The sequence below is a fragment of the Klebsiella quasipneumoniae subsp. quasipneumoniae genome, assembly GCF_020525925.1.
GTDB classification, from domain to species: Bacteria; Pseudomonadota; Gammaproteobacteria; order Enterobacterales; family Enterobacteriaceae; genus Klebsiella; species Klebsiella quasipneumoniae.
This window is the reverse complement of the sequence record NZ_CP084876.1, coordinates 1,518,983-1,532,824: the sequence shown is the minus strand read 5'-3', so window position 1 is coordinate 1,532,824 and position 13,842 is coordinate 1,518,983. Positions and strand designations below refer to the sequence as shown.

Below are 13,842 nucleotides of genomic sequence, written 5' to 3'. Positions count from 1 at the left end.
CCAGTTGCGTCTTTTTACAGCAATACCGCCGCGCATTTGCGAAAGAATGTAAATTTCACCGCATTCATATTCAGTAGAATTATATTTAATTAGGTTGTATTGATTGAATAAATCTATATTTACCTGCGCAATCGCCATTGCGCAGGCTGTTTGAAGGAAGCAGAAAAATTAATGGGCGAGCAAGGCCAGGCGCTCCGGCGCAAGCCCCGTCAGCTTCGCCACCAGCGCCAGATCAAGCCCGTTTTCCAGCATCGCCTGGGCAATACGTTGCGCAGCCAATTGTTCTCCCTGTTCAAGACCTTGCTGCAGGCCCTGCTCAAGGCCCTGCTGATGGCCGCGTTGTTCCAGAAACTGGGCAATGTTCATTAGCGTCTCCTTATGCAGCCGTCTGGGGACATTTTGCGCAAGATTACGTAAAAAGGCGACCGGATCGGCGGCATTTCCTGCCTGTAATAAATAGTGAAGCAGCGTCCTGAGCTGTCTGCGGCTAGTGTATCCCAGCGCCAACAGGCTGGCTAGTTGCTCCTGCAGTTCCATCATATCGCGTTGCCGGATATGCTTTTGCAGCAACTCAAGCATCGCGACCCGTCGGTGCTGCATTATTGTATCGTCAGGAAGCACCGTGATATCGATTAAGTGAAAATCCTGATTGTATACTTGCCGCGCGGTTTGCGGATGAGCAAATCCTTCCAGCCAGCACATGGGATACGGCCAGGGCGAGACTTGCCCATGATAAAAAAGCAGCGGGATCACCAATGGCAGTTGCGTATGTCCTTTATCCAGATGGCGCTGCATCGCTGCTATCGCATAACGCATCAGGCGAAATGCCATATGACGGTCCGCAGAGCTTTGATGTTCGATAAGCAGATAGATATATCCGTCCCCCGCCTGGGTTTGCAGCGAGTAAAGAATATCGGAATGGCTGGCGCGCAGGTCTTCATCGATAAAACTTCCGGACTCCAACTGCAACGTTTGCAGATTGCATAATTCTCGCAAATGTTCAGGAAGGTGAATGTCCAGAAAATCCCGCGCCGTCGCCCGATGCGACAGTAGGTGTTTAAACACGGCGTCATGTGGGGAATGGGTGGTCCTTTCCATGGTGGCTCTCCATACGATAATTTTCGCTTAACTTATCACTCTGTAAAGCCAGCGCCGTATTTCCCTTGCGGTTTGCCGAGGCGCCTCGCAAACTGTTTCCTCGATACCCGGCCCGACTTACTGCGAAGGAGAAAAATCATGCGTCAAAGGACGATTGTTTGCCCGCTAATCCAAAATGATGGCCATTACCTGTTGTGCAAGATGGCTGCTGACCGCGGCGTTTTTCCCGGACAATGGGCCTTGTCCGGCGGCGGCGTGGAGCCGGGGGAAAGTATTGAAGAGGCGCTGCGACGCGAAGTCCGCGAGGAGCTTGGCGAAAAACTGCAGTTGACCCGTATCACGCCATGGAGCTTCCGCGACGATACCCGCGTGAAAACCTATCCCGACGGGCGCCAGGAAACGATCTATATGATCTATCTAATCTTCGACTGCGTTAGCGCCAATCGCGACGTAACGATCAACGAGGAGTTTGACGATTACGCCTGGGTGAAAGCGGATGAGCTTAAAAACTACGATCTCAATGCCGCCACCCGCCTCACCCTGAGCATGAAGGGGCTACTCTGACGCCACGGTCAGCAGGCGCAGCGTCGCCTTCAGTCCGCCCAGGCTTTCGCTGCGCGAAAGCTGCAGGTGGCTACGATGCAAACGTGCAATATCGTTAACCAGCGCCAGGCCCAGCCCGGCGCCGGGAATCGCGCCCGCGTTATCGAGGCGGCGAAACGGCATCAGCGCCTGATTAATCAGGTTTTCCTCGATGCCCGGACCGCTATCCTCCACACTTAGCGTGACGACTTCGCCATCGCGATGCAGGCTAAGCGTGACCGTTCCATATTCCGGGGTATAGCGAATGGCATTGTCGAGCAGGTTAGCGCACAGCTCCCCCAGCAGAACGCTATCGCCTGCCACATATACCGCCGACTGCTCGCCCTCGTAGCCAAGATCGATATGTTTGCTCCGCGCTTGCGCGATACGTGAAAAGCAGCTGTTGCGCACAATCTCCGGCAAGTTAATCACCGCAAACGCCTGCTCCCGCTGTTTTACCGTCGCCAGCTGCAACAACCGCTCCGTTAACAAGACCGTATCGTCCAGCGTGGCGCGCATCGCCTGCAGACTTTCGCGCCACAGTTGCGGATCGTCGCTGGCCAGGGCTACCGAAGCCTGCGTTTTCAGCACCGCCAGCGGTGTTTTCAGCTGATGGGACGCATCGGCGCTGAAGCGCTCCTGGCGGGAGATCATCACCCGCAGGCGGTCGATGTAGCGGTTGAACGCGACAATCAGCAGCCGCGTTTCCGACCAGGGCAGCAGCTCCGGCAGCGGCGTCAGCAGACCGGGTTCACGGCGCACCATCAGCGCGGAGAGCTGACGCATGGGCCGCAGCACGCGGCGCAGCAGCCAGGCTGCCAGCACCAGCGTCAACAGGACCAGTAACCCCTGCGACACCCAGGATGAGAAGAGTAATTGTCCGGCCAGCCAGCGGCGGGACTGCAGCGTTTCGGCAATATATATCTCCGCCATGCCAACGATGCCGCCTTCGTTGATGGGCTGCAGCAGGCGCGCCACGCGGATTGCCTGACCGCGATATTCGGTATGATAAAACCACGCCAGCGCCGGATAGAGCTGAGTTCGCGAGGTGGAGGGCGGCATCGCGGGCAGATCGTCATAGCCGGAAATGACCTTCCCCTGCGGGTCGAGCACCTTGTAATAGAGACGATCGTTCATATTGAGCTCGAAGCTGTCCAGCACCACCCAGGGCACATTCACCTCCAGTTGCCCTCCGCGAACCACCAGCTGCTCGGCCACCGTCCGCGCCGACGACAGCAGGGTACGATCGTAGGCTTGCGTCGCCGCCTGCAACGCGCTGACGTAGCTGTTAAACGCGGAGAGTCCCCACAGCAGGACCAGCGGCAGGCCGAGAAACAGCAACAGTTGAGCATAGAGCGATTGCGGCTTACTCCATCTCATGGCGCTCGCACTCAAGCAGATAGCCTAAACCGCGCAGGGTGGTTATACGCACATTGCTCGCCTGAAGTTTCTTGCGCAGACGATGAATGTAGAGTTCGATGCTTTCCGGACTGACGTCATCGCTGAGGCTGAACACCTGTTCGAACAGCTGCTGACGGGAAACCGGGCGGGTGCGGCGAAACATCAGCACCTTCAATAGCGCCAGCTCGCGCGGCGTCAGAGACAACATCTGGCCGCGGAGTAAAAAATAGCCTTCGTCACAATACGCCAGCTCGCCAAGCTGCTGCACCTCATGCACCTGCCCTTCGCTGCGCCGGAGCAGCGCCCGCAGGCGGGCGTCGAGCTCTTCCAGCTCAAAGGGCTTAGGTAAATAGTCATCCGCGCCGGCATTTAAGCCCTTCACCCGGTCCGCTACCGCGCTGCGGGCGGTCAGCAACAGCACCGGCAGGGTCTGCCCGCGCTTGCGAAGCCGCTGCACCACTTCAAGGCCATCGAACCCCGGCATACCGATATCCAGCACCGCCAGCGCATATTGCTCGCTTTGCAGCAGATGGTCGGCCGCACGCCCGTCAGCGACGCAATCCACGGCAAAACCGCCCTGCACCAGCGCTTTTTCCAGCCAGTGAGCCAGCTCACGATTATCCTCGGCTAATAAGAGACGCATATCACATCCTGTAACGTTGCTGCTGCATTGAAAGGGAAATGAAAGGTAACTGTTTTAACAATCATGCAACCGAATCGCCATATGTCGGTTCACATAATCAAAAAAACCTGCCCTGTACCTGCTGAGGAAGCCTATGAAAACGCCATTTTTCCGCCATCTGAGCGCCATCGCGCTGTGCCTTTGCACCACATCCGCCTTCGCCGCAGAGGCCCCGTCCCGCACCGAATGTATCGCGCCCGCTAAACCCGGCGGCGGCTTTGACCTGACCTGTAAGCTGATTCAGGTGAGCCTGATGGAAACCGGCGCTATCGAGAAACCGATGCGCGTCACCTATATGCCCGGCGGCGTGGGCGCGGTAGCCTACAACGCCATTGTCGCCCAGCGCCCGGCAGAGCCGGGGACCGTCGTCGCCTTCTCCGGCGGCTCGCTGCTGAACCTGTCGCAGGGTAAATTCGGCCGTTACAGCGTCGATGACGTGCGCTGGCTGGCGAGCGTCGGCACCGACTACGGCATGATCGCCGTGCGCGCCGATTCGCCATGGAAAGACCTGAAGTCGTTTATGACCGCGATGGAGAAAAATCCCTCCAGTATCGTGATTGGCGCCGGGGCCTCCATCGGCAGCCAGGACTGGATGAAAGCGGCGCTGCTGGCGCAAAAAGCCAACGTCGACCCGCATAAAATGCGCTACGTCGCCTTTGAGGGCGGCGGCGAGCCGGTGACCGCGCTGCTCGGTAACCATGTGCAGGCGGTCTCCGGCGATCTCAGCGAGATGGTGCCCTATCTGCAGGGCAATAAAATCCGCGTGCTGGCGGTCTTCTCCAGTGAACGACTGCCGGGCGCGCTCGCCGATGTCCCCACCGCTAAAGAGCAGGGCTACGACCTAGTCTGGCCGATTATTCGCGGCTTCTTTATGGGCCCGAAAGTCAGCGACGCCGAGTACCAGTGGTGGGTCGATGAATTCACTAAACTGCAGCAAACCGAAGCGTTCAAAAAGCAACGTGAACTGCGCGGCCTGTTTGAATTCAACATGAACGGCAAGGAGCTCGATACCTACGTTAAGCAGCAGGTCAACGACTATCGCGAACAGGCGAAAGCCTTTGGCCTGGCAAAATAATCCGCGGAGGCGCTAATGAGCGATCGTATTTTTGCCGGAGTGTGGCTGTTGTTATGTATTGGCGGTCTGTTTATCGCCTGGCAGATCCACAGCGAATACGCCTATGAACCCGTCGGCCCGCGTCCCTTCCCGCTCGGGATCATCGGCCTGATGCTGCTGTGCTCGGCGTTAATGTTGCTACGTCGCCCGGACGCCGTCGAGTGGCCGGGACGGCATGTGCTGCAGCGTCTGCTGACCATGGTCGTGGTGCTGGTGGTCTACGCCTGGGGGTTTGAATGGCTCGGTTTTCCGCTGGCCACCGCGCTGCTGACGGCGATCATTGGTCTGCTGTTCGGCGCGACGCTGCCGGCGGCGGGCATTGCCGGCGTCGCGATGGGCGTGTCGTTATGGTACGCCTTCGACACCCTGCTCGATGTTACCCTGCCCCTTGGCATCTGGTTTAATTAACGGAGGCGTTTATGGATACCTGGATCTATCTCTCGCAGGGCTTCGCCGTCGCCATGACGCCGGAGAACCTGCTGATCGCCCTGATCGGCTGCTTTGTCGGGACTATCGTCGGCCTCCTGCCGGGGCTGGGGCCTATCAACGGCGTGGCGATTCTGCTGCCGCTGGCTTTCGCCCTGCATTTACCCGCGGAATCGGCGCTGATCCTGCTGGCGACGGTCTATATCGGTTGCGAATACGGCGGGCGTATTTCATCAATTCTGTTGAACGTGCCCGGCGATGCCGCCGCCATTATGACCGCCCTCGACGGCTATCCGATGGCCCAGCAGGGTCGCGGCGGCGTTGCGTTGTCGATTTCCGCCGTCAGTTCCTTCTTTGGCTCAATGATCGCCATCGGCGGTATTATTTTGTTCGCGCCGCTGCTCGCCCAGTGGTCGCTGGCGTTCGGTCCGGCGGAATACTTCGCGCTGATGGTCTTCGCCATCGCCTGTCTTGGCAGCATGATGGCGCAGAACCCGCTGAAGTCGTTCCTCGCGGCGTTAATCGGCCTGGGTCTGGCGACGGTAGGGGTGGACGCCAATACCGGGGTTTACCGCTTCACCTTCGACAGCGTCCATCTCTCGGACGGCGTACAGTTTATTGTGGTGGTGATCGGCCTGTTCTCGGTTTCAGAGATCCTGTTGATGCTGGAGAGCACCAGCGGCGGACAAACGCTGGTGCGGAAAACCGGACGGATGCTGTTTAACACCAAAGAGGCCGCGCAGTGCGTCGGCGCGACCCTGCGCTCTTCGGTGGTGGGTTTCTTCGTCGGCATTCTGCCCGGCGCCGGGGCGACCATCGCCAGCGCCATTACCTACATGACGGAGAAAAAACTCAGCGGTAACAGCGATAACTTCGGCAAGGGCGATATTCGCGGCGTGGCGGCGCCGGAAGCGGCCAATAACGCCTCCGCCTGCGGTTCCTTTATTCCCATGCTGACGCTCGGCGTGCCGGGGTCCGGCACCACCGCGGTGATGATGGGCGCGCTGACGCTGTATAACATCACCCCCGGCCCGGCAATGTTCACCGAGCAGCCGGATATCGTCTGGGGGCTGATTGCCGCCCTGCTGATCGCCAACGTGATGCTGCTTATTATGAACATTCCGCTGATCGGCCTGTTCACCCGTATGCTGACCATTCCGCTGTGGTTTCTGGTCCCGGCCATCGCCGCGGTCTCCGCCGTCGGCGTCTACGCGGTACACAGCACCACTTTTGACCTGCTGCTGATGGTGGGGCTCGGGGTGCTCGGCTACATCATGCGCAAAATGCACTTCCCGATGTCGCCGCTGATCCTTGGCTTCGTGCTGGGGGAGATGCTGGAGCAGAACCTGCGTCGCGCGCTGTCGATCAGCAACGGCAATCTGGCGATCCTGTGGCAAAGCGGGGTGACCAAAACGCTGCTGGTGCTGGCTATCGCCGTGCTGGTGGTGCCGCCGCTGCTGCGTCTGCGGCGTAAACAGCGCCAGCGTCGCGCCGAAGCCAATATCGGCTAAGCCGGCGAATTGACCCATTCGCGCAGCGCCCGGCGCGAGATCTTAATCCCACCGTTCTTTAACGTTTCCGGCAGCCGCAGCCAACGCACCGGCTGCTGGAAACGCGCCAGCCGTTCCGCGCTCCATGCCGCCAGCACGCTCATTTCGCAGCCGTCATCGCATTCCACCACCGCTACCGGACGCTGGCCATATTCCGCATCGTCCAGCGGCACGACAAACGCCTGCTGTATCTGCGGATGCGCCCCGATGATCCGTTCCACCTCCTCCGGCTGGATCCCTTCCCCACCGCTGAAAAAGAGATTATCCAGGCGCCCGAGGAGAGTAAGCCGTCCATCGATGATCTCGCCGCGATCGCGGGTGGCAAACCACCCTTCGTCGTTGGTCAATGGCAACAATTGACCGTCGCGCCAGTAGCCCGCGGCCATGCTCGCCGCCCGCAGCCAGACCTCGCCGGCAACGATTTTCATCTCCCGCCCCGGCAACGCCGCGCCCACATCCGCCGAGCCGTCGGCCTCTTTAGCGCAGACGGTGGAAGCGAATTCGGTCAGGCCATAGCCGCAGTAGGTGCGTACCCCCTGCCCCCACGCCCGCTCGGTCAATTCGACCGGGATCGCCGCGCCGCCGAGCAGCACCGCCTTGAGGGAAAGCGCAGCATCGTCATTCAGCAGGCGCCACAGCTGAGTCGGCACCAGCGAAGCATGGGTACAGCCCTGCAGCATCTGCGCCAGCGGTTGTTTATCGCGCACCGTCAGCCGCGCGCCGGCCAGCAGCCAGCGCCACATAATCCCCTGGCCGGAGACATGAAACAGCGGCAGCGACAGCAGCCAGTCATCTTCTGCGGCAAACGGCATCAGCGCCAGCACGCCGGCGGCGCTGGCCAGATGGGCGCTGGCATGATGCACTGCCGCCTTCGGCAAACCGGTCGACCCCGAGGTCAGCGTCATTGAGGCGAAACGATCCCCACGCCACGGCACAGCATGGGTTCCCGTTGTCGCCTGCAGGGTTAACGCCGGTAAATCCCCCGGCAGCGCATCGCCGTTAAGCACCAGCTGATGCTGGACGGTCAACGCTGGCAGCAGTTCCTGCAGCAACGCCGTCGGCAGCTGCGGATTCAGCGGCAGCACCCGCGCGCCGCACTGCAGCAGCGCCAGCCAGGCCAGCAGCGTCGACGGCTGGTTAAAAGCCTGCAGCGCCACCCCGTGACCTTCGGTTACGCCCTGCGCGGCAAACCCGGCCGCCAGGGCGTCAACGCGGGCGCACAGGTCGCGCCAGGTCAGCGGCTGGTCATTCAGGCGCAGCGCCTGCGCCTCTCCGCGCCGCTGGCGCCAGTGCCGCCAGGGCCAGTCGCGAAAGGTCACAGCAGCGGCTCCAGCGTATCGATGCTGAGCATCGGCAGGGTGCTTTCCGGCCACGCCCGCACCAGCTGGGCGCCCATCAGCGACAGGGTGTCCAGTCCGGGGATGGTCTGCGGCGTCAGCCAGGCGGCAACCCGCGCCAGCTGGGTTAACCCGAGGCTGGACTCGATCGACGAGCTGATCACCGCGCTCAGCCCCAGCGCATGGGCCGCGGCGACCTGCTGCTGAACCCGATGTAAACTGCCGGTTAGCGTCGGCTTGATCACCACCGCGCGCACGCCAGGCTCGGCGACGAAGCGAAAATCCGCCTCGCGCAGGCTTTCATCCCAGGCGATAGCGATCCCGGTTTCGCGACTAAAGGCCCGCGAGTCCTCCCGCGTTTTACAAGGTTCCTCAAGAAAGGCAATGCGCTGGCGATACGCCGGATCGACATATTTCGCAAACTGCTGCGCTTTCAGCGGCGTCCAGGCCCGGTTGGCATCCAGACGCAACTGCAGGTCGGGGATGGCTTCCAGCAGCAGATTAACCACCATGCCGTCGCGGACCGCCTCCCAGAGCCCCACTTTCACCTTAGCGACTTTCTCGCCGGGCATCGCCGCCAGTCTGGCGAACAGCTCATCCGGATCGCCGGAGCAGAGCGGCGCCGCGCGATAATCCGCGGCCTGCGGCAGCTCGCCGCTGAGCTCCGCCTGCGCGCAGCTGATGCCAAAGGCGACAGAGGGCAGCGCAGGAAGCGCCGGCTCCGCGCCGTCGCGCCAGGCCTGAGCCCAGGGCAGGAGCGCCGCCTGCGCCTCCGCCAGGGTTTCTGCGCTGAATCCCGGCAGGGGAGAAATTTCCCCCCAGCCCTCCCGCTCACCCTCCCGCAGGTGGATGAACAGCCCGTCGCGGGTTTTTAACCGCCGTTCTCGCAGCACCACGCCCGCGTCCATCGGTATCTGCCAGCGGTAAACCTGCGAAACGCGCATTAGGGATTCCGTTTAAATTTGCTGAAGTCCGGCTGACGTTTCTGGTTGAAGGCATTGCGGCCTTCCTGTCCCTCTTCCGTCATGTAGAACAGCATGGTGGCGTTGCCCGCCAGCTCCTGCAGACCGGCCTGGCCGTCGCAGTCGGCGTTCAGCGCCGCTTTCAGGCAGCGCAGCGCCATTGGGCTGTTCTGCAGCATTTCACGACACCAGCGCACCGTCTCTTTTTCCAGATCCGCCAGCGGCACCACGGTGTTCACCAGCCCCATGTCCAGCGCCTGCTGCGCGTCATACTGACGGCAGAGGAACCAGATTTCGCGCGCTTTTTTCTGCCCGACGATGCGCGCCATATAGGAGGCGCCCCAGCCGCCGTCGAAGGAGCCGACTTTCGGCCCGGTCTGACCGAAGATGGCGTTTTCCGCCGCGATGGTCAGATCGCACATCATGTGCAGCACGTGGCCGCCGCCGATAGAGTAGCCGGCCACCATCGCTACCACCGGTTTCGGGCAGGTGCGGATCTGGCGCTGAAAGTCGAGTACGTTGAGATGATGCACGCCGGAGTCGTCCTGATAGCCGCCGTAATCGCCGCGGACTTTCTGATCGCCGCCGGCGCAAAAGGCTTTCTCACCTTCCCCGGTCAGGACAATCACCCCGATATTGTCGTCATAACGAGCATCCGCCAGCGCCTGGATCATCTCTTTGACGGTCAGCGGGCGGAAGGCGTTGCGCACCTGCGGGCGATTGATTGTGATTTTGGCAATGCCGTCGGCCGATTTGTGATAGCGAATATCGGTATAGCCTTCGGAACAATCGTGCCATTCAACAGGGGCATAGAGCATTGCTTCATCAAGAGAGATCATAGAATGTCCTTCAGTTAACTTGCCAGAATCTGCGCCAGACAGGCAATCACCGCCGCCGGGTTGTCCCGGTGCGCGTTGTGTCCGGCATGGTGAATAAGATGGAGATCCGCCGCGAGCGCCTGCGCGATGGCGCGAAACTTCGCGTCGCGCTCGCCGCACAGGTAATGAAAGGGGAAATCGCGCGCCTGCAGGGACGCGCGCAGATCGGCCTGCCCGGCAAGGGAGGTCGCCTGCAGCATCTCGGCCAGCGTCGCGCCGTTGTTCCGGCTGCGTAAGGCGACCAGCGCCGCGCGCTGCCCGGCATCCAGTGAAGCGAAGACCGGCTGCTGATACCAGTCGGCAAAGACCTGCGCCAACGGCTCATGGCGAAAACGTTCCGCCCAGGCGCTGTCGTTGCTGCGCCGCGCCTGCCGCGCTTCGGCATCCTGCAGCCCCGGATGGCCGCCCTCCACGACGAGGCCGCGCAGGCCCGCGCGCGGCTGGCAGGCGAAGTTCATCGCCACCCGGCCCCCCAGCGAGTAACCGATCAGCCAGTAGTTAAGTATGTTGTAACTATTAAGCGTAGCCTGCAGCAAAATATTGACCCCGGCAAAGTCCTGCACCGCGATATCCGCCGAGCCGCCGTGGCCCGGCAGATCGAGATACAGCCGCGGCCAGGCGCGAAACGCGTCGCCTACTTCCCGCCACTCATGGCGGTCGCCGGAAAAACCGTGCAGAAAGACCAGCCAGGGATAACCCGGCTGGCCATGTTCGACTGCAGCGCTGAGGGTCACAGGCGACTTACCTGCGCCAGCAGCTGCTGGAGGGTCTGCGTGCCGTCGGTCTCATTGACCGCCAGCTCAATCACCGTCGCCCCTGCCCTGCGCCAGGCGCCGGCCAGCACCTCATCCAGCGCCTGCCAGTCAGCCGGGCGATGATAGACCAGGCCGAACATCGCCGCCGCGTGGCTGAAATCAACGTCCTGCGGCATTAAGTAGAACTGGCGCCGCTCGTCCTGCGGCGTCGGCAGCATGGAGAAAATCTGCCCGCCGTTGTTGTTCACCACGATCAGCACCAACGGCGCCGACGCCTGGCGCAGCAGGGCCAGCGAGTTGAGATCGTACAGCGCCGAAAGATCGCCGACGATAGCCAGGGTTGGCCGGGCGCTGGCGCGCTGGACGCCGGCGGCGGTGGCGATCAAGCCATCAATGCCGCTGGCGCCGCGGTTGCTGTAAACCGGGTAGCCAGCCGGCAGCTGCGCCAGGGCGTCGATCAGGCGCACCACCAGGCTGTTGCCGACAAACAATTGCCCCTGTTCCGGCAGATAGCGCCGAATTCGCTGCGCCAGCTGCGCTTCGCCAAAGGGTTCGTTGCTGGCGACCGCCGCCTCCCACGCCTGTCGGGCCAGTTCAGGAATAGCCGTCGCCCACGGCTGGCGTTTCTCCGCCGGGTGAAGCTCAAGCCAGCGGTCAATGCTGGCGAGCAGACGACGGCCGCGGTGCTGCGCCGGATCGAGACGGCCGGGCAGATTATCCACCAGCCAGTATTCATCAGGCTCGCAGGTGGCCTGCCACTGCAGGACCCGCTTGCCGGTCAGGCTGCTGCCGAGCTGAACCACGATCTGCGCCTGCGCCAGCTCGCTCACCGCTTTGCCGTTGCCCAGCCACAGGTCAGCGCACGGCAGCGGCTGCCCGGTCTGTGACAGGATATCGCCGATCAGCGGCCAGCCGAGGGTTTGCGCCCACTCGGCCACTTTTTTCCCTTCGGCGGCGCTCATTCTGCCCGCCACGACCACGCCGCGCTTTTGCCGCCAGAAGAACCAGTCGCGCTGTTTCTCACTTTCCATCTGCAGCGCCTGACGTAACCAGGGTTTATCGCTCTGCCACCAGTTGCCGAGCTGCTGCTGCCACTCCACGCCGGTATCATCCATATCGCCATACAGCGGTTCGGCGAACGGGCAGTTGATATGCACCCCGCCGGCGTGCAGCTCGCCCAATGCCTGGTCGAGGGTCGAGACCAGCCAGCGGGCGGAAATATCCTGCGAGGGACGCGGCAGAGAAATCGTCTGCGACGGATGGGAGGCGAACATCCCCGGCTGACGAATCGCCTGATTGGCGCCGCAGTCGATCAGCTCCGGCGGACGGTCGGCGGTCAGGAGAATCAGCTTTTCCCCGGTAAGCCCCGCCTCAATCAGCGCCGGATATAGGTTCGCGGTGGCGGTCCCGGAGGTCACAATAACCGCCACCGGCTGGCGACTGGCTTTCGCCAGACCGAGCGCCAGGTGGCCGAGGCCGCGTTCGTCAAAATGGGTATGATGGATAAAGGCGCGGTTTTCCGCCGCCGCCAGGGTTAAGGGTGTCGAGCGCGAGCCCGGCGCAATGCAGATATGCTGCACGCCGTGGCGCGTTAAAGCTTCCAGGATCACCGCCGCCCAGCGTCGGTTAAATGCGCTTACTGACATGAAATTGTCCGGTATCAAATATTGATGCTAAGTATAGATAAGGCAAAGTGACGGCGTTTTGATATGCATCGTCATTCCCGTCTTATGGACACAGCAGCGAGCGCAGCCCGGCCGCTTTGTTGTCAATCTCCTGCCACTCCTGCTGCGCATCGGAGCCGCTGACGATCCCCGCCCCGGCATACAGTCGCAGAGTGTCGTTGTCCACTTTCGCCGAACGCAGCGCCACGCAAAACTCGCTTTGCGCCAGCGACAGATACCCGGCGGAACCGGCGTACCATTCACGGGAAAAAGGTTCATGGCGCTGAATGAATGCCAGCGCCGCCCGCCGCGGCAGGCCGGCCACCGCGGCGGTGGGCTGGAGCTGCAGCAGACAGCGGCTGTCGTCAGGCTCCGCCAGCTCGGTCCAGATGCAGCGTCGGAGATGCTGCACCTTGCGCAGCCTCACCACCTGCGGCGGCAGAACGTCCAGCGTCGAGGCCTCACTCTGCAGGCGCTGGCAGATATCCTCCACCACCAGCATGTTTTCCCGCTGATTTTTGTCGTCTTTCATCAACCAGTCGGCCAGCTGCTGCGCCTTCGCGTCATCCTGATGATTAGCGACGGTGCCCGCCAGCGCTTCGGTGCGCAGCAGCGCGCCGCGCCGGCGCCACAGCCGCTCCGGCGTGGAGCCGAAAAACGCCTGCCGGGCATTGAACGCCATCAGGAAATGAAAACAGTTAAGATTGCGGCTGCGGCTGGCGGCCATGATGCTCACGGCATCCAGCGGGGCGGCAAACTGCAGGTCGGTTGCCCGCGCCAGCACCACTTTATCCATGTCGCCGGCGGCGATGGCCTGCGTCGCCTGGTCTATCATTGCCTGCCACTGGGGATAATCGGAGGAGTGGCGCTCGCTCAGCAGCGGCGGCACGCCGCCAGGTGTCGCCTGGGCGGTGGTCAGACTGGCGAGAAAATCACGCGCCGTCACGGCATCGTCGCGCAGGGAGAGGTCGCTGTGCAGCACCAGCCGCATCACGGCCCTGCCGCCGCACCGACGCCACTCCAGACGCGGCAGCACCAGCCGGCCCTGCTGCGGGGCAAACGCATTCAGGCCGCAGATGCGCAGATCCTGCCGCCCGGCCTGGTGTAAAAAGCGGTTTGCGGCGTCGAGCGAGGGAAAGCTTTTTACCGCCCCCAGCGCCGCCAGCTCCTCGTCGCCATTGCGCTGCTGCCAGTAGAACTGCGGCCACTGCGGCTGCTGGCCGCACCATAGCAGCGGATCGAAGGCATCATTCAGCGGAAAGGCAATATCGATAATTCGCGTGCCGGGTGAGTCAGGAAAGGGCTCACTCAGGCCGTCACGTAAACGGGCCAGCGCAGTGGAAACAGACAGCACGCAAACCTCCACGGTAGTAAAACCCCACATTATAAGGGG

Annotated in this window: 13 protein-coding genes; 4 read left to right on the top strand and 9 right to left on the bottom strand. The window is 61.9% G+C overall.

The window, feature by feature from the left end; translation table 11 throughout:
* Positions 1–168: 168 nt before the first annotated feature.
* A complete protein-coding gene (locus tag LGM20_RS07575; RefSeq protein ID WP_032453563.1) occupies positions 169–1,098 on the bottom strand; it encodes an Rpn family recombination-promoting nuclease/putative transposase in 930 nt (309 codons plus the stop codon).
* Positions 1,099–1,236: 138 nt separating this feature from the next.
* Between LGM20_RS07575 and nudI the strand changes: the two genes are divergently transcribed.
* Positions 1,237–1,662, top strand: coding sequence for a nucleoside triphosphatase NudI (nudI, locus tag LGM20_RS07570; RefSeq protein WP_044524255.1), 426 nt, complete (start codon positions 1,237–1,239; stop codon positions 1,660–1,662).
* Here the strand turns inward: nudI and LGM20_RS07565 are convergent.
* Both LGM20_RS07565 and tctD read right to left on the bottom strand, forming a co-directional pair.
* On the bottom strand, positions 1,654–3,060 hold the full coding sequence (locus LGM20_RS07565; RefSeq protein ID WP_044524256.1) for a sensor histidine kinase: 1,407 nt from the start codon (positions 3,058–3,060) through the stop codon (positions 1,654–1,656). The genes nudI and LGM20_RS07565 overlap by 9 nt on opposite strands.
* A complete protein-coding gene (tctD, locus tag LGM20_RS07560; RefSeq protein ID WP_032453566.1) occupies positions 3,047–3,724 on the bottom strand; it encodes a transcriptional regulator TctD in 678 nt (225 codons plus the stop codon). Before tctD ends, LGM20_RS07565 begins: the two co-directional genes overlap by 14 nt.
* 133 nt (positions 3,725–3,857) lie before the next feature.
* Between tctD and LGM20_RS07555 the strand changes: the two genes are divergently transcribed.
* From LGM20_RS07555 to LGM20_RS07545, 3 genes are read left to right on the top strand one after another with little or no spacing between them, the layout of a single operon-like run.
* Positions 3,858–4,838: a Bug family tripartite tricarboxylate transporter substrate binding protein gene (locus LGM20_RS07555; RefSeq protein ID WP_023290500.1), complete on the top strand. Its 981-nt coding sequence runs from the start codon at positions 3,858–3,860 to the stop codon at positions 4,836–4,838.
* Positions 4,839–4,853: 15 nt separating this feature from the next.
* Positions 4,854–5,285, top strand: a complete 432-nt coding sequence (locus LGM20_RS07550) for a tripartite tricarboxylate transporter TctB family protein (RefSeq protein ID WP_023290501.1) — start codon at positions 4,854–4,856, stop codon at positions 5,283–5,285.
* 11 nt (positions 5,286–5,296) lie between these two features.
* The gene (locus LGM20_RS07545; protein WP_023290502.1) at positions 5,297–6,814 is read left to right on the top strand and encodes a tripartite tricarboxylate transporter permease; all 1,518 of its coding nucleotides are present in this window, start codon (positions 5,297–5,299) and stop codon (positions 6,812–6,814) included.
* Here LGM20_RS07545 and menE read toward each other — a convergent pair.
* The 6 genes from menE to menF form a co-directional block, all read right to left on the bottom strand.
* On the bottom strand, positions 6,811–8,172 hold the full coding sequence (gene menE, locus LGM20_RS07540; RefSeq protein WP_044524258.1) for an o-succinylbenzoate--CoA ligase: 1,362 nt from the start codon (positions 8,170–8,172) through the stop codon (positions 6,811–6,813). The genes LGM20_RS07545 and menE overlap by 4 nt on opposite strands.
* Positions 8,169–9,134, bottom strand: a complete 966-nt coding sequence (menC, locus tag LGM20_RS07535) for an o-succinylbenzoate synthase (RefSeq protein ID WP_044524259.1) — start codon at positions 9,132–9,134, stop codon at positions 8,169–8,171. The genes menE and menC overlap by 4 nt, the downstream gene beginning before the upstream one ends.
* A complete protein-coding gene (gene menB, locus LGM20_RS07530) occupies positions 9,134–9,991 on the bottom strand; it encodes a 1,4-dihydroxy-2-naphthoyl-CoA synthase (protein ID WP_004201730.1) in 858 nt (285 codons plus the stop codon). The genes menC and menB overlap by 1 nt, the downstream gene beginning before the upstream one ends.
* A gap of 14 nt (positions 9,992–10,005) precedes the next feature.
* Positions 10,006–10,764, bottom strand: coding sequence for a 2-succinyl-6-hydroxy-2,4-cyclohexadiene-1-carboxylate synthase (menH, locus tag LGM20_RS07525; protein ID WP_044524260.1), 759 nt, complete (start codon positions 10,762–10,764; stop codon positions 10,006–10,008).
* On the bottom strand, positions 10,761–12,431 hold the full coding sequence (gene menD, locus LGM20_RS07520) for a 2-succinyl-5-enolpyruvyl-6-hydroxy-3-cyclohexene-1-carboxylic-acid synthase (RefSeq protein ID WP_044524261.1): 1,671 nt from the start codon (positions 12,429–12,431) through the stop codon (positions 10,761–10,763). The genes menH and menD overlap by 4 nt, the downstream gene beginning before the upstream one ends.
* Before the next feature lie 82 nt (positions 12,432–12,513).
* On the bottom strand, positions 12,514–13,803 hold the full coding sequence (gene menF, locus LGM20_RS07515; RefSeq protein ID WP_044524262.1) for an isochorismate synthase MenF: 1,290 nt from the start codon (positions 13,801–13,803) through the stop codon (positions 12,514–12,516).
* Positions 13,804–13,842: the final 39 nt, after the last annotated feature.